Genomic DNA, 18,029 nt, shown 5'->3' with positions numbered 1-18,029 from the left:
CTTTGTGGGAGCGGGCTCGCCCCGCGAAAGGGCCCTATCAGGCCCCGATAATGCTGGCTACTGCATCAATCAGTGAAACAACACCGCCGTCTTCTGCAGGGTAATCCACACCCCCCAAGCCAGCGGAATCACCACCACCGCCCAGGCTATCAGCACCAGCGGCAGGCTACCCGGCGCAGCGTGCCACTCCAGCGAGCGTGCACCATCGGCGCCTTTGTCGTGGCTCAGCGCACGCTCGGCGGCCAGCTCGGCATCGGTCATGAAGTACTTGTCGGCCACCGGGCGGATCATCAGGTTGCAGATGAAGCCCAGCACCAGAAGACCGGCGAGGATGTACAGGGTCATGTCGTAGGCCGCCGCACGCTCCACACCCGCCGCCAACTGAGACTCGCGCAGGTAGGTGATCAGCACCGGACCCAGCACGCCAGCTGCTGCCCAGGCCGTCAGCAGACGACCATGGATGGCACCGACCATCTGGGTACCGAACAAGTCAGCCAGGTAAGCCGGCACGGTGGAGAAACCACCGCCATACATCGACAGGATGATGCAGAACGCCGCCACGAACAGCGCCACGTTGCCCAGGTGGCCCATGTTCGGCACCAGGCTGTAGAGGCCAACGCCCAGGGCAAAGAAGGCGAAGTAGGTGTTCTTGCGGCCGATGTAGTCCGAGAACGATGCCCAGAAGAACCGTCCACCAATGTTGAACAGGCTCAGCAGGCCAGTGAAACCGGCAGCGATAGCAGCGATCTGCGCCAGTTGCGCCGCATTCAGCTCACTGAACGTCAGTTCGTTGCCCAGCAGCTTACCCGCGAACACTTCCTGCAGCAGTGGCGAAGCCATGCCGAGGATGCCGATACCGGCCGAAACGTTCAGGCAGAGTACCAGCCACACCAGCACGAATTGCGGGGTTTTCCAGGCGACGCTGACATGCACGTGACGGTCGGTGACCATGCCATTGCCGGCTTTCTTGGCCGGCGCGGTCCAGCCTTCAGGCTTCCAGCCGGTTGGCGGCACGCGATACGCCAGGGCGCCGGCGGTCATGAACACGAAGTAGATCGCGGCCATGACCACGAAGCTCTGCCACACGCCCACTTCATGCTCGTTGCCGAAATGGCCCATCAGCGCGGTGGCCAAGGGTGCGCCAACCATTGCACCGCCGCCAAAGCCCATGATCGCCATGCCGGTAGCCATGCCGCGCTTGTCCGGGAACCACTTGATCAGGGTCGAAACCGGCGAGATGTAGCCCAATCCCAAGCCGATCCCCCCAATCACGCCAGAGCCCAGCCACATCAGCCACAGTTGGTGGGTCTTCACGCCAATCGCCGAAATCAGCATGCCGCCACACCAGCACAGTGCCGACACCAGGCCAGCCTTGCGCGGGCCGGCGTGTTCCAGCCAGCCGCCCAGCACCGCTGCCGAGCAGCCGAGGAAGACGAAGAACAGGGTGTAGATCCAGCTCAACATGGAAATCGGCCAGTCGCATTCGGCGCTGAACAGACGGGCTATGAAGCCCATGTCCGCCGAACAGGCGACCGGCGCGGTGATGCCGATGGCCTGCGACAGCGGCAGCCAGAACACGGAGAAGCCGTAGGCCATGCCGATGCACAGGTGAATGGCCAGGGCCGCGGGCGGAACCAGCCAGCGGTTGAAGCCCGGGCGGGCGATGATGCGCTCCTTCGACAAGAAGCTCGGGGCGCTGACCCGGGCTTGTGCCGTGATGGTACTGCTCATGGATTCGATCCTTTTGTAGGTAGACAGTGCTGGCGGATGGGTCCCGGGCTCTTGTATCTGCACGCACGGCAAAAGGCCTTGTCCATGGGTAAAGGCCCGCGACAATGGGTCGCGGGCGCTCCGCAAAGCGGCACAAGGGTACCAGCTCACAGATGACATGGAAGCAATCTGATATCGTTATTTTTTGCATGGCTGAATCGTTAGTGCGCTTTTGGCTGTGCGGGCCTCTTCGCGGGGCAAGCCCGCTCCCACAGGATGGGGTGCAAATTTCTGTGGGAGCGGGCTTGCCCCGCGAAGAGGCCCGCGCAGGCAAGGCAGAAGGAACTGCGCAAGCCACAACTGTCGAAACCCGCGACAGTTAGTCAATAAGTAGGAAATGGCCTGTATCTCTTGTCTGATACTCAGGGCCCACCGCTGCGGCGCTATACTCTGCCGCTTGAATTTCAAATACCGACTACAAGGACTCGCCCATGAAAGCGTTCGGCAAAATCCTGGGACTGGGGCTTCTCGGGTTGCTGCTGATCATCGTGGCGCTGGGCTTCGCCCTGACCCACCTCTTCGATCCCAACGACTATAAAGACGAGATCCGCCAGTTGGCGCGCGACAAGGCCCATGTCGAGCTGACCCTCAATGGCGATATCGGCTGGAGCCTGTTCCCCTGGTTGGGCCTGGAGCTGCACGAAGCCAGCATCGCCACGCTGAACAAACCCACCGAGCCGTTCGCCGACCTGCAGATGCTCGGCCTGTCGGTGCGCGTGCTGCCGTTGCTGCGCCGTGAAGTGCAGATGAGCGATGTGCGTGTCGAGGGCCTGAACCTGACGCTGGCCCGCGATGAACAGGGCCATGGCAACTGGGAAGACATCGGCAAGCCGCTACCGGCAAAGGACGGCGCAACCGCCAGCGCACCCGCGCCTGCCGACCAGCCGAACGCACCCGCCGAAAGCAGCAGCGAACGTGCGGTCAAGCTCGACATCGACAGCCTGACCGTGAACAACGCCCGCGTGCAGTACACCGATGCCAAGACCGGCCAGAGCTACAGTGCCGAAAGCATCCAGCTGAGCACCGGTCCGGTTCATGAAGGCGCGAACATCGCGCTCAAGGCCAGCGCCTTCCTCAGCGCCAGCCAGCCAAGCCTCAAGGCCCGCACGGAACTGGCCGGCGAGCTGCGCTTCGACCGCAAACTCAAGCGCTACAACTTCGAGGACATGCGCCTGTCTGGTGAAACGTCGGGCGAGCCATTTGCCGGCAAGACCGTGACCTTCGCCGCCCAGGGCCAGCTGCTGGTCGACATGGCGGCCAATGTCGCGTCGTGGAACGGCCTGAAGATCTCCGCCAACCAGTTGCGCGCCTTGGGCGAGCTGAACCTGCGCGACCTGGACAAGGCACCGCAACTCAGCGGCGGCCTGTCCATTGCCCAGTTCGACCTGCGTACCTTCCTCGACGGCATCGGCCACCCGCTGCCGGCCACCAATGACCCGGCCGCCTTCAACAAGCTGGAATTGGTCAGCCGCCTGCAGGGCACGCCGAACAGCCTGGCCCTGGAAGACCTGGCGGTGAAACTGGACGACAGCACCTTCAGCGGCCGTGTCGCCGTCGAAGATTTCGCCAAACAGGCCCTGCGCGTGCAGCTCAAGGGCGACACGTTCAACGCCGACCGTTACATGCCGGCCAAGAGCGAAGAAGCCAAGGGCGCCACCGCAGCACGCCAGAACGAGGTCAAGCAGCAGGAAGCCAGTGCCGTGGCCGGTGCCGGCAGCTCGCCGCTGCCGAACGCACCGACTCAAGTGGCCTGGAGCAACGACAAGCTGCTGCCGGTCGACCGCCTGCGCGCCCTCGACCTGCAAGCCGACCTGGCCTTCGGTTCGCTGACCCTGGACAAGCTGCCGATCAGCGACGCCCAGCTGCAGGCCACTGGCCAGGGTGGCCTGATCACCCTGCAAACCCTGCGCGGCGGCCTCTACAACGGCAGCTTCGAAGCCAAAGGCAGCGTCGACGTGCGCCCGGCCGTGCCGCAGATCGGCGTCAACACCAAGATCAACCGGGTGCCGGTGGAGCACTTCATCAAGGCTGAAGACAAAGATCAGGCGCCGCCGGTCAAAGGCCTGCTGACCTTGACCAGCGATCTGACAGCGACCGGTAACAGCCAGAAGGCACTGGTCGACACCCTCAATGGCAGCGCAAACTTCACCATCAACGACGGCGTGCTGGTCAACGCCAACCTGGAACAGCAACTTTGCCAGGCCATCGCCACCCTCAACCGCAAGTCGCTGAGCGGCGAACCGCGCGGCAAGGACACACCGTTCGAAGAACTGCGCGGCAGCCTGGTGGTACGCAATGGTGTGGCCAGCAACCCGGACCTCAAGGCGCGTATCCCGGGCCTGACCGTCAACGGCCACGGCGACCTCGACCTGCGCGTGCTGGGCATGGACTACAACGTCGGCGTGATCGTCGAGGGCGACCAGCGCGCCATGCCCGACCCGGCCTGCCAGGTCAACGAACGCTTCGTCGGCGTCGAAGTGCCGCTGCGCTGCCGTGGCCCGCTGGAGCTGGGCGCCAAGGCCTGCCGCCTGGACCAGGATGGCCTGGGCAAGGTCGCGGCCAAGCTGGCCGGCAACCGCCTGAAAGACAAGATCGATGAAAAGCTCGATGAAAAACTCGGAGACAAAGTGAGCCCAGAACTGAAAGATGCGCTCAAGGGGCTGTTCAAGCGATGACCCCTGCGCAGTTCTCCAGCGCCGTGTTGGATTGGTATGACCAGCACGGCCGACACGACCTGCCCTGGCAGCAGGGCATCAACCCTTACCGGGTGTGGGTGTCGGAAATCATGCTGCAACAGACCCAGGTCAGCACCGTGCTGAACTACTTCGACCGCTTCATGCAGGCCCTGCCTACCGTGCAGGCGCTGGCCGAAGCGCCGGAAGACGAAGTGCTGCACCTGTGGACCGGCCTGGGTTACTACACCCGCGCACGCAACCTGCAGAAGGCGGCAAAAATCGTCGTTGAGCAACACGGCGGCGAGTTCCCACGCAGTGTTGAACAGCTCACCGAGCTGCCCGGCATCGGCCGCTCCACCGCCGGTGCCATCGCCAGCATCAGCATGGGCATCCGAGCGCCGATTCTCGACGGCAACGTCAAACGCGTGCTGGCCCGCTTCACCGCCCAGGGCGGCTACCCGGGAGAACCCAAGGTGGCCAACCAGCTGTGGGCAACCGCCGAGCGCCTGACCCCGCAGCAACGCGCCAACCACTACACCCAGGCAATGATGGACATGGGCGCCACGCTCTGTACCCGCAGCAAGCCCAGTTGCCTGATCTGCCCACTGCAACGTGGCTGCGAAGCGCACCTGCACGGTGAAGAAACCCGCTACCCCGAGCCCAAGCCGCGCAAGGCCCTGCCCCAGCGCCGCACGCTGATGCCGCTGCTGGCCAATCACGAAGGCGCCATTCTGCTTTACCGCCGTCCTTCGAGTGGCCTGTGGGGCGGCCTGTGGAGCCTGCCCGAGCTGGACGACATCGAACAGCTCGACGACCTGGCCTATCAGCACGGCCTGCGCCTGGCCGAAAGCCGCGCACTGGACGGCCTGACCCACACCTTCAGCCATTTCCAGCTGGCGATCGAGCCATGGCTGGTGCGTGTCGACCCGGTCGGCCAGCACGTGGCCGAGGCCGACTGGCTCTGGTATAACCTCGCCACCCCGCCGCGCCTGGGCCTCGCCGCCCCGGTCAAGAAGCTGCTCAAACGCGCGGCCGACGAATTGATTGCAGGAGAAGCCCGATGACCCGCACCGTAATGTGCCGCAAGTACAAAGAAGAACTGCCAGGCCTTGAGCGCGCGCCCTACCCCGGCCCCAAGGGCCAGGACATCTTCGAACACGTCTCGCAGAAAGCCTGGGCCGATTGGCAGAAGCACCAGACCCTGCTGATCAACGAAAAGCGCCTGAACATGATGAACGCCGAGGACCGCAAGTTCATCCAGGCCGAGATGGACAAGTTTTTTGCTGGCGAGGATTACGCCCAGGCGGAAGGCTACGTCCCACCCGCCGAATGACCCCAAAAATCGTAAGCGACGGAATTAATTTAAAATTTTTTCAAAAAGTCGTTGACGAGCGGTCTGGAAATCTATTTAATTCACCTCGTCGCCCAGATAGCTCAGTCGGTAGAGCAGAGGATTGAAAATCCTCGTGTCGGCGGTTCGACTCCGTCTCTGGGCACCACCTTCAAGCTTCTGGTGGTTGCAAAGTTACCCGAAGCGACAACAAGAAACCCGCCTAGTGCGGGTTTTTTGTTGTCTGGGATTTATGCCTTACCCTCGGCAGATTCACTTTCATGATCTGCCACTCCACCTGTCACCCAGCCGCTTGAGAAAAATGTTAACCACAGTTCACACTGGATCAATCCGCACCTGTTTCAAACTATCTATGAAAAGAGCTCTACTAGAGCTCTTTCCCGTCACGCCTCATTGACCCGCATCAACTACCCCTCCCTCGCTCAAATCCACAATTGCAGACGGACACTTGACCCCACCTCGCAAGGACCTCCATGAGCGAAGAATCCACCCTGCTGCTCCCCGCCCCCGAAGCTTCCACACCCAGCCCTACGCCATCTCCGCGCACCCGCCGCCCCCGCCAGCGCAAACCCGAGCCGACCATCACCCAGATCAGCCAGGCCCCCGCCGCCCTGGAAGTGGCCAGCGCGCCAAAGGGCAGCAACGAGGACAGCACCACCGCGCGCCTGCCCGCCAGCTACCCCTACCGCACCCGCATGCGCCGCCAGGAATACGAAAAAGCCAAGCACGCGCTGCAGATCGAGCTGCTCAAGGTGCAAAGCTGGGCCAAGGAAACCGGCCAGCGGATAGTGGTGTTGTTCGAAGGGCGCGATGCGGCCGGCAAGGGTGGCACCATCAAACGCTTCATGGAGCACCTGAACCCGCGCGGTGCGCGGATCGTCGCCCTGGAGAAGCCTTCCGAGCAGGAACAGGGCCAGTGGTATTTCCAGCGCTATATCCAGCACCTGCCCACAGCGGGCGAAATGGTGTTCTTCGACCGCTCCTGGTACAACCGCGCCGGGGTCGAGAAGGTGATGGAGTTCTGCACGCCGCTGCAGTACCTGGAGTTCATGCGCCAGGCGCCGGACCTTGAACGCATGCTGTGCAACAGCGGCATCCTGCTGTTCAAGTACTGGTTCTCGGTGAACCGCGAGGAGCAGCTGCGCCGCTTCATCTCGCGCCGGGACGACCCGCTCAAGCACTGGAAGCTCTCGCCCATCGACATAAAGTCGTTGGATAAGTGGGAAGACTACACCGCCGCCAAGGAGGCGATGTTCTTCCACACCGACACCGCAGATGCGCCGTGGACAGTGATCAAGTCCGATGACAAGAAGCGCGCGCGGATCAACTGCATCCGCCACTTCCTGCATTCGCTGGATTATCCGGGCAAGGACCACAGCGTGGCCCATGCGCCGGATGACTTGCTGGTTGGCCGGGCGTCGCGCGGATTCGAGGAAGATGAACCGGCTGTGCCTTGCGGTTGAATCGCCCGGGCGGCTGCGCTTCAATACGCGCAATTTCAAGCTCACCCAAGGATTCGCCCCATGGCCACCAACACCAAGCAACAGAAACGCGCCAAACGCGCCGCCACCAAGGCCAAGCAGAACCGCATGGTGCGCAGCGGCCAGGCGGTCAAGGCCAGTGCCGGCGACAGCGCCAGCATCGAGCAGGTGTTCAACAAGGCCATGGAGTCGGACAGCTATAAAGAGCTGTTCGAGAAGATGAAAGCGGCGCAGGAAAGCGGCCTGGTATCGATGATCTCGGTGTTCCTGGTCGACCCGCTGCTGGCCCTGGTGCTCAAGGGGCACAAGGAAGAGCACGCCACCGACTACATCGTGCTGGTGTTCAACGCCTACCGCACCTGGCTCGATGGTGCTGACGAAGACACCACCATGGCCTGGCTGGAGAGCGATGAGTTCCAGGATGCCTATATCGCGGCTTCCGAGTTGGTGGCCAAGCAGCAGCAACAGCAGAAGCAGTTCGGCTGAGTCAGTACCGGCCCCTTCGCGGGCAAGCCCGCTCCCACAGGTTCTTCACAATGCCTTAGGCCTGTGTAGAACCTGTAGGAGCGGGCTCGCCCCGCGAAGAGGCCGGCACAGACAACCAAAAAGGCCGCGCCCCTACACAGGGCGCGGCCTTTTCATTGCAGCCAGCTCAGATCAGCTATCCAACGCCACGCGCCCGGCAGCCTGGCGCTTGCGATGCACCAGTAAGCCCGCAGCAACCACACCAATGCTCAGCAGCGCAGTGGCGATGATTTCCGCACGGTGATCCTCACCCAGCGCCATCACCACCAGCACGGCAACGATGAAGGCAATGGTCGCCCAGGTCAGCCCCGGGAACAGCCACATCTTGAAGTCGATCTTCTCGCCACGCGCTTCACGCTGGCTGCGCATGCGCAGCTGCGAAACGGCAATCACCAGATACACCAGCAGCGCGATGGCACCGGAGCTGGCCAGCAGGAACTCGAACACCTGCGCCGGTGCCACGTAGTTGGCGAACACGCAGAGGAACGCTGCAGCGGTCGACAGCAGTACGGCCACATGCGGGGTAGCCGCCTTGGTGGTGCGCTGGGCGATGGCCGGCGCGTCACCACGTTTGCTCAGCGAGAACAGCATGCGCGACGAGGTGTACAGCGCCGAGTTCAGGCAGCTGGTCACGGCGACCAACACGACGATGTCGACGATCAGCTTGGCATTCGGCACGCCGATGCGACTCAACACCGTCTGGTAGGAACCGATCTCGGCCAGCGCCGGGTCGTTCCACGGCACCAGGGCCACGACCAGGAAGATCGACACCAGGTAGAACAGGCAAATGCGCCAGATCACCGAGTTGGTGGCGCGGCTGATCTGCTTGCCCGGGTCTTTCGATTCGGCGGCGGCGATGGTGACAATTTCGGTGCCCATAAACGAGAACATGGTGGTCAGCATGGCGGCCAGCACCGCGCCCAGGCCGTTAGGCATGAAGCCCTGGGTATCGAACAAGTGGCTGGCACCGCTTACCTGGCTGTTAGGCACGAAACCGAACATGGCCACACAACCGACAACGATGAAACCGATGATCGCCAGCACCTTGAGCAGGGCGAACCAGAACTCGAACTCACCGTAGTTCTTCACGCTGCACAGGTTGGTCAGGGTCAGCGCCAGGGTGATCAGCAGGGAGAAGGCCCAGAGATCGACGGCGGGGAACCAGGCATGCAGGATCGCTGCGGCGGCGTTGGCTTCCAGCGGGATCACCAGCACCCAGAACCACCAATAAAGCCAGCCGATGGTGAAACCGGCCCAGCGGCCGATCGCGCGGTCGGCGTAAGTGGAGAACGAACCGGTGTCGGGCGAGGCGATCGCCATTTCGCCAAGCATGCGCATCACCAGCACCACCAAGGTACCGGCAGCGGCGTAGGCCAGCAGCACGGCGGGGCCAGCGGCAGCGATGGCGTGGCCGGAGCCGACGAACAGGCCGGCGCCGATGACGCCAGCAATGGACAGCATGGTCACATGCCGTTGTTTGAGCCCCTGAGCGAGGTCATTGGAATTGTTACCGCTCATTGAAACTACCTTTGTAAGGAGTGGACTACTCGATTGCGAATGCCAGGCGCGCCGAGGATTGATTCGGGCGCTGCTGCAATCGGTGAGTTCCAGATGGCAATAAGCGGGCCAGGTGCTGAATGCATTCGTCAGATAAATCTGGTAACCGTGAAGGACGGGGCTTGCAGGGCATTCGGTCAAGTCCTGGCCGAAAGGACGTTAAATCCCTGGATTACGGAAATACCCACTTACAAACGCACCAAAGGTGCTCCTTGGTAACACCTTTGCACCAGTGCAAGGCGAAAAGTGCAACCTCGGGGTACAACCTGTTTCCGCGTCGACGCCATCGCGGCTGAAGCCGCTCCTACAGGGGGGGGCAGGTGTCTGTAGGAGCGGCTTCAGCCGCGATGGGGTCAAAACCGCTTCCCACCCTTGCCCAAAGCTGGCACCATCGCGCCTTTTTTCATCAAGGCTCTGGAGCTGGGCGACACCTTCGCAGACAGATGCGCGACGTTGCGCTGCACCGATGCGACAAACTGCCCCAGCATTGCCCCGAGCCCCTTGCGACCCTGTTGGCCGCCATATTGCCGCTATGCTAGCTTGGCGCACGCCAGGAAGGCCGCCAACAGCTGGGAACGCACCCGAACACATGAGGACCGCACATGGCCCAGGCCACGCCCGCGCTGGAAATCCGCAATCTGCACAAACGCTACGGCGACCAGGAAATTCTCAAGGGCATTTCGCTGACCGCACGTGACGGTGACGTGATCTCCATTCTGGGATCGTCCGGCTCCGGCAAGTCCACCCTGCTGCGCTGCATCAACCTGCTGGAAAACCCGCATCAGGGCGAAATCCTGGTGGCCGGTGAAGCACTCAAGCTCAAGGCCGCCAAAAACGGCGACCTGATCGCTGCCGACAACCGCCAGATCAATCGCCTGCGCAGCGAGATCGGCTTCGTCTTCCAGAATTTCAACCTGTGGCCGCACATGTCGATCCTCGACAACATCATCGAGGCGCCGCGCCGCGTGCTCGGCCAGAGCAAGGCCGAAGCCATCGAAGCCGCCGAAGCGCTGCTGAACAAGGTCGGCATCTTCGACAAACGCCACAGCTACCCCGCCCAGCTTTCCGGTGGCCAGCAGCAACGTGCTGCCATCGCCCGCACCCTGGCCATGAAGCCCAAGGTCATACTGTTCGACGAGCCAACCTCGGCGCTCGATCCGGAAATGGTCCAGGAAGTGCTTAACGTTATCCGCGCATTGGCCGACGAAGGCCGTACCATGCTGCTGGTGACGCACGAGATGAACTTTGCCCGCCAGGTGTCCAGTGAAGTGGTCTTCCTGCACCAGGGCCTGGTTGAAGAGCAAGGATCGCCGCAGCAGGTCTTCGAGAACCCGACCTCGGCGCGTTGCAAGCAATTCATGTCCAGCCACCGCTAACGGAGCAATACATGCAGACTTACAAGAAGTTTCTCCTGGCAGCCGCTGCCACCCTGGTGATGTCGGCCAATGCCATGGCTGCAGAAAAACTGCGCATGGGTATCGAAGCGGCCTACCCGCCGTTCAACAACAAGGACGCCAGCGGCCAGGTCGTCGGTTTCGACAAGGATATCGGCGACGCCCTGTGCGCCAAGATGAAAGCCGAGTGCTCGGTCGTCACCTCCGACTGGGACGGCATCATCCCGGCCCTGAACGCCAAGAAGTTCGACTTCCTGGTGTCGTCGCTGTCGATCACCGACGAGCGCAAGCAGGCTGTGGACTTCACCGAGCCGTACTACTCGAACAAGCTGCAGTTCATCGCGCCGAAGAACGTCGACTTCAAGACCGACGCCGGCTACCTGAAAGGCAAGACCATCGGTACCCAGCGTGCGACCCTGGCCGGCACCTGGCTGGAAGACACCTACGGTAGCGACATCGACATCAAGCTGTACGACACCCAGGAAAACGCCTACCTCGACCTGGTCTCTGGCCGCATTGACGGCATCCTGGCCGACAAGTACGTGCAGTACGAGTGGCTGAAAAGCAAAGACGGCATGAACTTCGAGTTCAAAGGCGAGCCTGTGGTCGACAGCGACAAGATCGGCATCGCCGTGCGCAAGGGCGACCCGCTGCGCGAGAAGCTGAACAAAGCCCTGGCAGAAATCAAAGCCGACGGCACGTACAAGAAGATCAACGACAAGTACTTCCCATTCAGCATCGAATGACCCGCCCTGACCGGCGCGCCCCCGTGGCGCGCCAGTCCCTAGAATGACCTGCCCATGAATATCGACTTGCACGGATTCGGTCCGGCCATGCTGGCTGGCACCGTGATGACCGTAAAACTGGCGCTCTGCGCCTTGCTGCTGGGGCTGGTCCTGGGCCTGCTCGGCGCCCTGGCCAAGACATCCCCGATCAAGCCGCTGCAATGGCTTGGCGGCTTCTATTCGACCCTGGTTCGCGGCGTGCCCGAACTGCTCTGGGTGCTGCTTATCTATTTCGGCACCGTCGGGCTGATGAGCAGCCTCGGCGATGCCCTCAATATGCCTGGCCTGGAACTCAGCGCCTTCGCCGCCGGCGTGATCGCGCTCGGCCTGTGCTTCGGCGCCTATGCCACCGAAGTGTTCCGCGGTGCCATCCTGGCGATCCCCAAAGGCCACCGTGAGGCCGGCCTGGCCCTGGGCATGTCCAAGGGCCGCATCCTGTCGCGGATCATCCTGCCGCAGATGTGGCGCATCGCCCTGCCAGGCCTGGGCAACCTGTTCATGATCCTGATGAAGGACACCGCGCTGGTGTCGGTGATCGGCCTGGAAGAAATCATGCGCCACGCGCAGATCGGCGTGACCGTGACCAAAGAACCGTTCACCTTCTACATGGTTGCGGCCTGCATCTACCTGAGCCTGACCGTGGTTGCCATGACCGGCATGCACTTCATGGAAAAACGCGCCGCTCGCGGCTTTGCGAGGGCCGAACAATGAATTGGGAAGTGATCATCAAGTGGCTGCCCCGCCTGGCCCAGGGTGCCACCCTGACCCTGGAGCTGGTGGCCATCGCGGTCGTTGCCGGGCTGATCCTGGCGATCCCGCTGGGCATCGCCCGCTCGTCGCGGCACTGGTACGTGCGCGCCCTGCCCTTCAGCTACATCTTCTTCTTCCGCGGCACGCCACTGCTGGTGCAGCTGTTCCTGGTCTACTACGGCCTGGCGCAGTTCGATGCGGTGCGCTCCAGCAGCCTGTGGCCCTACCTGCGCGATCCGTTCTGGTGCACGGTGCTGACCATGACCCTGCATACCGCCGCCTACATCGCCGAGATCCTGCGAGGCGCGCTACAATCGATCCCCAAGGGTGAGATCGAAGCGGCCCGCGCACTGGGCATGTCGCGCGGCAAGGCGCTGTTCTACATCATGCTGCCCCGCGCTGCGCGCATCGGCCTGCCGGCGTACAGCAACGAAGTGATCCTGATGCTCAAGGCCAGCGCCCTGGCCAGTACCGTGACCCTGCTGGAACTGACCGGCATGGCCCGCACGATCATCGCCCGGACCTACCTGCCGGTGGAGATCTTCTTCGCTGCCGGGGTGTTCTATCTGGTGATCTCGTTTGTGCTGGTGCAGGGTTTCAAGTTGCTGGAGCGCTGGTTGCGCGTTGATGCCTGCCAGGGTCGCTGAGACCTCGCCGCCCTCTTCGCGGGCAAGCCCGCTCCCACAAGTTCCAGGCTATCGCCATAACCTGTGGGAGCGGGCTTGCCCGCGAAGAGGCCCTTAAAGACAGCACACCTTCCAAGCCCTATGCCCTCTTTCCTCCACAGCCACCACCTAAGCGACCGCTTCCAAGCCCTCGACCAGTTCCTGATCGAGCACCAAGCACTGTGGAAACCCAGGCCCTTCACTACCCTGCGCCTGGACTGGGAGACCGAACACCCCGCACTCGCCGCCCATCTGCGCCAATGCAACCTGGCCGAAGCCGAAGCTGACCTTGATCCACAAGCCATACCGGCACCTTATTCACAGCTTGCCGAAAAAGCCCAACACCTCAGCACCCTCGGCGCCCTCCCCGACACCGGCCTGCCCCCCGCCGCCCACCGCCTGGACGTCAACGTCCCCGGCCGCAAATGGCAGCAGATCGAAGCCTTCAGCCGCCGCCTGGACTTCCGCACCCAAACCCAGCACTGGCTGGACTGGTGCTCGGGAAAAGGCTACCTCGGCCGCCGCCTATTGCAGCCAGGCCAGCAACTCACCTGCCTGGAGTACGACGCCGAATTGGTAGCCGCAGGCCAGGCCTTAAGCGACCACCACCACCTGCCGGCCACCCACATCCATCAAGACGTCATGGCCGCCGACAGCCGCCGCCACCTGGGCAGCGACAAAAGCGTGGTAGCCCTGCACGCCTGCGGAGACCTCCACGTTCACCTGCTGCGCGTAGCCAGCGAACAAGGCTGCCGCCACTTGGCCGTGGCCCCGTGCTGCTACAACCGCATCCAGGGCAACCAGTACCAGCCGTTATCCACAGCAGCGCGAAACTCCACACTGCAGCTGTCCCTGCTGGACCTGGGCCTGCCACTGAGCGAAACCGTCACCGCCGGTGCCCGCGTTCGCCAACAGCGCGACTGCTCCATGGCCCGGCGCCTGGGTTTCGACCTGCTGCAACGCCAACAGCGCCAATGCGATGAATACCTGCCCACCCCGTCGCTGCCGGTGGCGTGGCTGAGCAAACCCTTCGAGCAGTACTGCCGGGAGCTGGCTGATTTGAAGCAGCTGAAACTGACCGTCACGCCGGACTGGGACACGCTGCAAGCCGCCGGCTGGCAGCGACTGGCCGAAGTGCGCAACCTCGAACGGGTCCGCAACCTGTTCCGCAGGCCGCTGGAGCTATGGCTGGTACTCGACCGCGCGCTGTTCCTCGAAGAACAAGGCTACGCCGTTCGCCTAGGCACCTTCTGCGATTACCCCCTCACCCCACGCAACCTGCTTTTGCTCGCAGAACGCGACAGTTAGCCACAGCACAACCTGTGGATAAGTCTGTGAACAAGCTTGTGATAGATGCTTCGTTCAAACTGCTATTTCAACGGCTTCGCTTATTCCGACCCAAGCGCCAAGCCCAGTAAAAACAGGCATTTGCGCAAAGACAGGCGGTGTAGCTGCTGGGCATGCCTTTCGCGCAAGGCGCTGATGCCTCTTGTGCATAAACAAAAATTCGATTAGGCAAACTCGCTCCAAAACCGGTGATAAAACTTGTGGGAGCGGGCTCGCCCCGCGAAGAGGCCCTACCAGTCAATGCAACCTGTTCTTGGCTACCTCGATATCATTCATCAAGGCTTTGGCCAAAGCACTCAAGTAATCCGCAGCCCCCAATAGCTTGTGGTCATCCTCCATATCCCCCTCCCTCAGCAGGTGCTTGATATACCCCAACAGCACCGAAACCTGCTCATAGGCAGCATCCACAGGAATCCCAGGCTGAACCCGCAGCAAGTTCACACCCGGGTTGCCGACTTCGAGAAAGATTTCCACGCCGGCGGTGGTGACAGGCTTGGCTTGATCGCTCATCACAATGCCTCCTTTGTCTGACCATCTTTCATCCGCCGCTTCGCATGCTCGACCAGCACGCGCGCCGAATCGGCCGCATGGGCGGCATTTGCCAGCAGGTTCGAGCCGGATTCACCTGCGTGGGCACGGCAATGTTCATCAATGGTTTCGACCGAGACACGCAACAGCTCACAGGCGTGGGCGATGGCGTCGGTTGGGGTGATGTCGCTGTGGATGGTGAAGTACGGGGTGGTGATGAGCGGACGGGGTGGGTCTGGAACGATTTTCTTCATTCTGGAAATCCCTACATTCAATCAAGGGCTTCCACTTCCATCCTTCTCACAGAACAGAGGTGGCGACCGTACACGGGGTGAGAAACCGAGTGAATGTAGGAAGCTCGGCCAGACCGAGGTCTGCCCGTGCACGGTCACCATAAAGCAGCCGAAAACATTCAAACGGGTTCTCACACCCGGTCACCAGGAAATTGGCGACCCAGAAACGTTATCCCTGGGGCACTTCCCCGCCAACAGTGAAGCTTCAGCTAGCTGCGTAGGATAATTCCCAAGCACTTAAATCCTTAAGCATTTAGTTTTAGCTTCAGAAATGCCTTACAGATCGGCTAGGCAAAGGTCCCAGCGTAATCTCAAGCCGACCGTGTATTATCCGCTTCCCAAATCATTAAAAAGCTACGTCGCGCGCTGCCCGCCAGCCTCGCGACCGTCTGGCGTTGCGCCAGAACCGACCATGGACAAACGGACTCAGACATCGTGACCTACGCCAAACCACTCTTCCTGCTGGCTTTCGCCGTGACCCTGACCGCGTGCGCCAGCGGCACCCCGCCGCAGCACACCAGCAACCTGGACTGGAACACCCCCGGCATGCAGCTGGGCGGCGACAACGGCCTGCCCCTGCGCATCGATAGCAAGCCCCCTCACCAAAAGCGTGGCAGCGACAACAACAAGCTGTTTTTCAACCCCGGCAAGACCGAGCCAAACGTCAACACCATCCACCGCGGCTGGTAGGAAATTTCTCCTTCCAGGCCGGTGACTTAGGTCATTTGCGCACAATCGCAAGGAAGTGGTTTACAGGCGCGAAACTGTCGTTATAATGACGCCCCATTGCCGGTATAGCTCAGATGGTAGAGCAACTGACTTGTAATCAGTAGGTCCCGGGTTCGATTCCTGGTGCCGGCACCATATCCAGCTCCATCGCGTTCCACCGAATGCCTTGGAAGCCCCTAAAACCCGCCCTTTGGCGGGTTTTTTCGTTCCAGGACCCTCCGTCGGGATCCAACTAAATACCCCATCCCCGGGGGTATTTTTAGGGTACAGCGTCTTGCCTGCATGGAGAACGTACCCTTATGCCACGCCTAGCCGTTCCTCTCAGCGACCTCAAATGCCGTACTGCGAAACCTCGCGAACGTGCCTACAAGCTATTCGACGGTGGCGGCATGTACCTCTTCGTGAAACCCAACGGCGTGAAAACGTGGCGATTGCGCTACTTCAAGCCCAGCGGCAAGGAGGGCACGCTGATCATCGGCAACTATCCCATCATTTCGCTGGCCGTCGCGAGGACCAAGCGCGATGAAGCCAAGGCCCTGCTGCTCGACAACCTCGACCCGATGGAAGAGAAGAAGAAAGCGAAGCTAGCTGCTCAACGAGCTTCCCTGCTTTTTGAAACCGTCGCCCTGGAGTGGCATGCCGAAATGTCGCGGCGCTGGACGGAGGGACACGCCAAGACAGTCATGAGCCGATTGCGCACCCACGTCTTCCCCCTGATCGGCCAACGCCCCATTGCTGAGCTTGATACCCATGATCTGCTTGAAATCACTCTGCGTATCAAAGAGCGCGGCACCATGGACGTTGCTCTGCGCGTGCAGAATTATCTCTCCACGATCATGCGGGGCGCGAAGCGGGCACGGCAGATCAGCCAGAATCCTGCGCTCGATCTGGCAGGGTCGATTCATGCCCCGCGTACCGTGCACCGCCCAGCCCTCTCACTCAACCGCCTCCCCGAACTACTCAGCCGGATCGATAACTACAACGGCCGTGAGCTAACCAAGCTGGCTGTATTGCTGACGCTGCACGTGTTCGTGCGCTCCAGCGAACTGCGCTTTGCGCGCTGGGATGAGTTCGACCTGCAAAGGGCAATGTGGGAAATCCCCGACACCCGCAAGCCAATCGACGGCGTGCGCAATTCCACCCGTGGCACCAAGATGAGCGGAGACATACAGATGGTGCCGCTATCACCCCAAGTCATCGCGATCCTTGAACGGCTACGCAGCTTGAGTCGCTTCTCCGAACTGGTGCTGCCCGGTGACCACAAGTACTGGAAGCCAATGTCGGAGAACACGGTTAACCAAGTGCTGCGCAACGTCGGCTACGACACATCCAAGGAAGTATGCGGGCATGGATTCAGGTCCATGGCCTGTAGCGCCTTGCTGGAGTCAGGGCTGTGGACAGACGCGGCCATTGAGCGACAGATGAGCCACAAGGAACGCAATCGCGTGCGCGCCGCCTATATCCACAAGGCTGAATTTCTGGAGCAGCGTCGGCTGATCATGGCGTGGTGGAGCAATTACATCGATGCGAACAGATCGGGGCATGTCACTCCACATGAGTTCGCCCATCCAGCTGGCGACAACATCACTCCCTTGCCAAGTGGGCGTGGCGCATTCAATCGTCGATGAACCCTCCCGATCACCGTTGGCCGCTCTTTAATTCGGGTACATCCAAACAGGGCTGCAAAGCCGCCCTGTTTGGATGGACCTCGCTTTGCAAAGCTAAAAGCCGACACAAATCCTTTGGATACCACTGATTTCCACCGGTGGATAATTTCATGCACAGCCCCAGAGGCCACGAGGAATGGGGCGTTGACCAAAATTATCCACAGGCGTAGAACTGATCTTGCAAACGCTGCCTTAGGCAGCACCCCAGGTGACCCGAGCTTTCAAGGTCACACCGCTCTCGCGGTGGCTCTACCCAAGGGCGATTCGCATCCGGCAGCTCGCCCGGTCACTACCCATGTGATGGATGCTCTTACACATATAGCGCTCGTGCGCCAGATACACCGTACCTCGCTGCCCTGCAGCAACCTATCCGCTTGGCCGAATCTTGCGCCAACCTGTGCCCGTCTCTTTCTTCTGTGTAGGGACTGAATACAAGGGTGACACCTGTGCCAGGACATGGTGGACACTTTCAAGGCTTCGACTTACGGCCACGCATATCTATCTCGTAGAGC

At 61.5% G+C, this 18,029-nt stretch carries 16 protein-coding genes and 2 tRNA genes; 14 read left to right on the top strand and 4 right to left on the bottom strand.

Features of this window, described 5'->3' with window-relative positions:
* Positions 1-69: 69 nt before the first annotated feature.
* Complete coding sequence (locus tag ACZ6YA_RS24950; protein ID WP_465900287.1) at positions 70-1,731, bottom strand: OFA family MFS transporter; 1,662 nt, start codon at positions 1,729-1,731, stop codon at positions 70-72.
* Between the two features lie 470 nt (positions 1,732-2,201).
* On the opposite strand from ACZ6YA_RS24950, the gene ACZ6YA_RS24945 reads away from it, so the two are divergent.
* The 6 genes from ACZ6YA_RS24945 (at position 2,202) to ACZ6YA_RS24920 (ending at position 7,763) form a co-directional block, all read left to right on the top strand.
* Positions 2,202-4,445, top strand: coding sequence for an AsmA family protein (locus ACZ6YA_RS24945; RefSeq protein WP_465900285.1), 2,244 nt, complete (start codon positions 2,202-2,204; stop codon positions 4,443-4,445).
* Positions 4,442-5,509 carry an A/G-specific adenine glycosylase gene (mutY, locus tag ACZ6YA_RS24940; RefSeq protein WP_465900283.1) on the top strand — a complete coding sequence of 356 codons (1,068 nt, stop codon included), beginning with the start codon at positions 4,442-4,444 and terminating at the stop codon, positions 5,507-5,509. The genes ACZ6YA_RS24945 and mutY overlap by 4 nt, the downstream gene beginning before the upstream one ends.
* Positions 5,506-5,778: an oxidative damage protection protein gene (locus tag ACZ6YA_RS24935; protein WP_400803789.1), complete on the top strand. Its 273-nt coding sequence runs from the start codon at positions 5,506-5,508 to the stop codon at positions 5,776-5,778. The genes mutY and ACZ6YA_RS24935 overlap by 4 nt, the downstream gene beginning before the upstream one ends.
* Before the next feature lie 90 nt (positions 5,779-5,868).
* Positions 5,869-5,944: transfer RNA gene (locus tag ACZ6YA_RS24930), tRNA-Phe, on the top strand.
* Positions 5,945-6,269: 325 nt separating this feature from the next.
* On the top strand, positions 6,270-7,259 hold the full coding sequence (gene ppk2, locus ACZ6YA_RS24925) for a polyphosphate kinase 2 (RefSeq protein WP_465900280.1): 990 nt from the start codon (positions 6,270-6,272) through the stop codon (positions 7,257-7,259).
* 60 nt (positions 7,260-7,319) lie between these two features.
* The gene (locus ACZ6YA_RS24920; protein ID WP_465900278.1) at positions 7,320-7,763 is read left to right on the top strand and encodes a hypothetical protein; all 444 of its coding nucleotides are present in this window, start codon (positions 7,320-7,322) and stop codon (positions 7,761-7,763) included.
* A gap of 171 nt (positions 7,764-7,934) precedes the next feature.
* Here ACZ6YA_RS24920 and gabP read toward each other — a convergent pair whose 3' ends face one another.
* Entirely contained in the window at positions 7,935-9,320 is a 1,386-nt protein-coding gene (gene gabP, locus ACZ6YA_RS24915) for a GABA permease (protein ID WP_403131691.1), read from the bottom strand.
* A gap of 641 nt (positions 9,321-9,961) precedes the next feature.
* On the opposite strand from gabP, the gene ACZ6YA_RS24910 reads away from it, so the two are divergent.
* The 5 genes from ACZ6YA_RS24910 to ACZ6YA_RS24890 all read left to right on the top strand — a co-directional run bounded on the left by ACZ6YA_RS24910 (position 9,962) and on the right by ACZ6YA_RS24890 (position 14,261).
* On the top strand, positions 9,962-10,735 hold the full coding sequence (locus tag ACZ6YA_RS24910; RefSeq protein ID WP_465900276.1) for an ABC transporter ATP-binding protein: 774 nt from the start codon (positions 9,962-9,964) through the stop codon (positions 10,733-10,735).
* An 11-nt stretch (positions 10,736-10,746) separates the two neighbouring features.
* The gene (locus tag ACZ6YA_RS24905) at positions 10,747-11,499 is read left to right on the top strand and encodes an ABC transporter substrate-binding protein (protein ID WP_465900274.1); all 753 of its coding nucleotides are present in this window, start codon (positions 10,747-10,749) and stop codon (positions 11,497-11,499) included.
* A 54-nt stretch (positions 11,500-11,553) separates the two neighbouring features.
* Positions 11,554-12,249, top strand: a complete 696-nt coding sequence (locus ACZ6YA_RS24900; protein WP_465900272.1) for an ABC transporter permease — start codon at positions 11,554-11,556, stop codon at positions 12,247-12,249.
* On the top strand, positions 12,246-12,935 hold the full coding sequence (locus ACZ6YA_RS24895; RefSeq protein ID WP_400803770.1) for an ABC transporter permease: 690 nt from the start codon (positions 12,246-12,248) through the stop codon (positions 12,933-12,935). The genes ACZ6YA_RS24900 and ACZ6YA_RS24895 overlap by 4 nt, the downstream gene beginning before the upstream one ends.
* 120 nt (positions 12,936-13,055) lie before the next feature.
* Complete coding sequence (locus ACZ6YA_RS24890) at positions 13,056-14,261, top strand: methyltransferase (protein ID WP_465900269.1); 1,206 nt, start codon at positions 13,056-13,058, stop codon at positions 14,259-14,261.
* A 276-nt stretch (positions 14,262-14,537) separates the two neighbouring features.
* On the opposite strand, the gene ACZ6YA_RS24885 is transcribed toward ACZ6YA_RS24890, so the two are convergent.
* Complete coding sequence (locus tag ACZ6YA_RS24885) at positions 14,538-14,810, bottom strand: DUF3077 domain-containing protein (RefSeq protein ID WP_465900268.1); 273 nt, start codon at positions 14,808-14,810, stop codon at positions 14,538-14,540.
* On the bottom strand, positions 14,810-15,082 hold the full coding sequence (locus tag ACZ6YA_RS24880) for a hypothetical protein (protein WP_465900266.1): 273 nt from the start codon (positions 15,080-15,082) through the stop codon (positions 14,810-14,812). Before ACZ6YA_RS24880 ends, ACZ6YA_RS24885 begins: the two co-directional genes overlap by 1 nt.
* Before the next feature lie 474 nt (positions 15,083-15,556).
* Here ACZ6YA_RS24880 and ACZ6YA_RS24875 point away from each other — a divergent pair, with 474 nt between their 5' ends.
* From ACZ6YA_RS24875 to ACZ6YA_RS24865, 3 genes are all read left to right on the top strand, one after another.
* Complete coding sequence (locus ACZ6YA_RS24875; protein ID WP_465900264.1) at positions 15,557-15,811, top strand: hypothetical protein; 255 nt, start codon at positions 15,557-15,559, stop codon at positions 15,809-15,811.
* A gap of 98 nt (positions 15,812-15,909) precedes the next feature.
* Positions 15,910-15,985, top strand: a tRNA-Thr gene (locus ACZ6YA_RS24870).
* Between the two features lie 164 nt (positions 15,986-16,149).
* Positions 16,150-17,478 carry a tyrosine-type recombinase/integrase gene (locus tag ACZ6YA_RS24865; protein ID WP_465900262.1) on the top strand — a complete coding sequence of 443 codons (1,329 nt, stop codon included), beginning with the start codon at positions 16,150-16,152 and terminating at the stop codon, positions 17,476-17,478.
* The last annotated feature ends 551 nt before the right edge of the window (positions 17,479-18,029 follow it).

The organism is Pseudomonas sp. NPDC090752, from assembly GCF_055584805.1.
Note: the sequence above shows the minus strand (reverse complement) of the source record. Positions and strands in the feature narration are given on the sequence as shown.

Coding starts and splice junctions, on each gene's coding strand:
- ACZ6YA_RS24890 (WP_465900269.1), top strand. CDS start 13,056: ATGCCCTCTTTCCTCCACAGCCACCACCTAAGCGACCGCTTCCAAGCC.
- ACZ6YA_RS24885 (WP_465900268.1), bottom strand. CDS start 14,810: ATGAGCGATCAAGCCAAGCCTGTCACCACCGCCGGCGTGGAAATCTTT.
- ACZ6YA_RS24900 (WP_465900272.1), top strand. CDS start 11,554: ATGAATATCGACTTGCACGGATTCGGTCCGGCCATGCTGGCTGGCACC.
- ACZ6YA_RS24880 (WP_465900266.1), bottom strand. CDS start 15,082: ATGAAGAAAATCGTTCCAGACCCACCCCGTCCGCTCATCACCACCCCG.
- ACZ6YA_RS24895 (WP_400803770.1), top strand. CDS start 12,246: ATGAATTGGGAAGTGATCATCAAGTGGCTGCCCCGCCTGGCCCAGGGT.
- ACZ6YA_RS24945 (WP_465900285.1), top strand. CDS start 2,202: ATGAAAGCGTTCGGCAAAATCCTGGGACTGGGGCTTCTCGGGTTGCTG.
- gabP (WP_403131691.1), bottom strand. CDS start 9,320: ATGAGCGGTAACAATTCCAATGACCTCGCTCAGGGGCTCAAACAACGG.
- ACZ6YA_RS24865 (WP_465900262.1), top strand. CDS start 16,150: ATGCCACGCCTAGCCGTTCCTCTCAGCGACCTCAAATGCCGTACTGCG.
- mutY (WP_465900283.1), top strand. CDS start 4,442: ATGACCCCTGCGCAGTTCTCCAGCGCCGTGTTGGATTGGTATGACCAG.
- ACZ6YA_RS24935 (WP_400803789.1), top strand. CDS start 5,506: ATGACCCGCACCGTAATGTGCCGCAAGTACAAAGAAGAACTGCCAGGC.
- ACZ6YA_RS24950 (WP_465900287.1), bottom strand. CDS start 1,731: ATGAGCAGTACCATCACGGCACAAGCCCGGGTCAGCGCCCCGAGCTTC.
- ppk2 (WP_465900280.1), top strand. CDS start 6,270: ATGAGCGAAGAATCCACCCTGCTGCTCCCCGCCCCCGAAGCTTCCACA.
- ACZ6YA_RS24905 (WP_465900274.1), top strand. CDS start 10,747: ATGCAGACTTACAAGAAGTTTCTCCTGGCAGCCGCTGCCACCCTGGTG.
- ACZ6YA_RS24920 (WP_465900278.1), top strand. CDS start 7,320: ATGGCCACCAACACCAAGCAACAGAAACGCGCCAAACGCGCCGCCACC.
- ACZ6YA_RS24910 (WP_465900276.1), top strand. CDS start 9,962: ATGGCCCAGGCCACGCCCGCGCTGGAAATCCGCAATCTGCACAAACGC.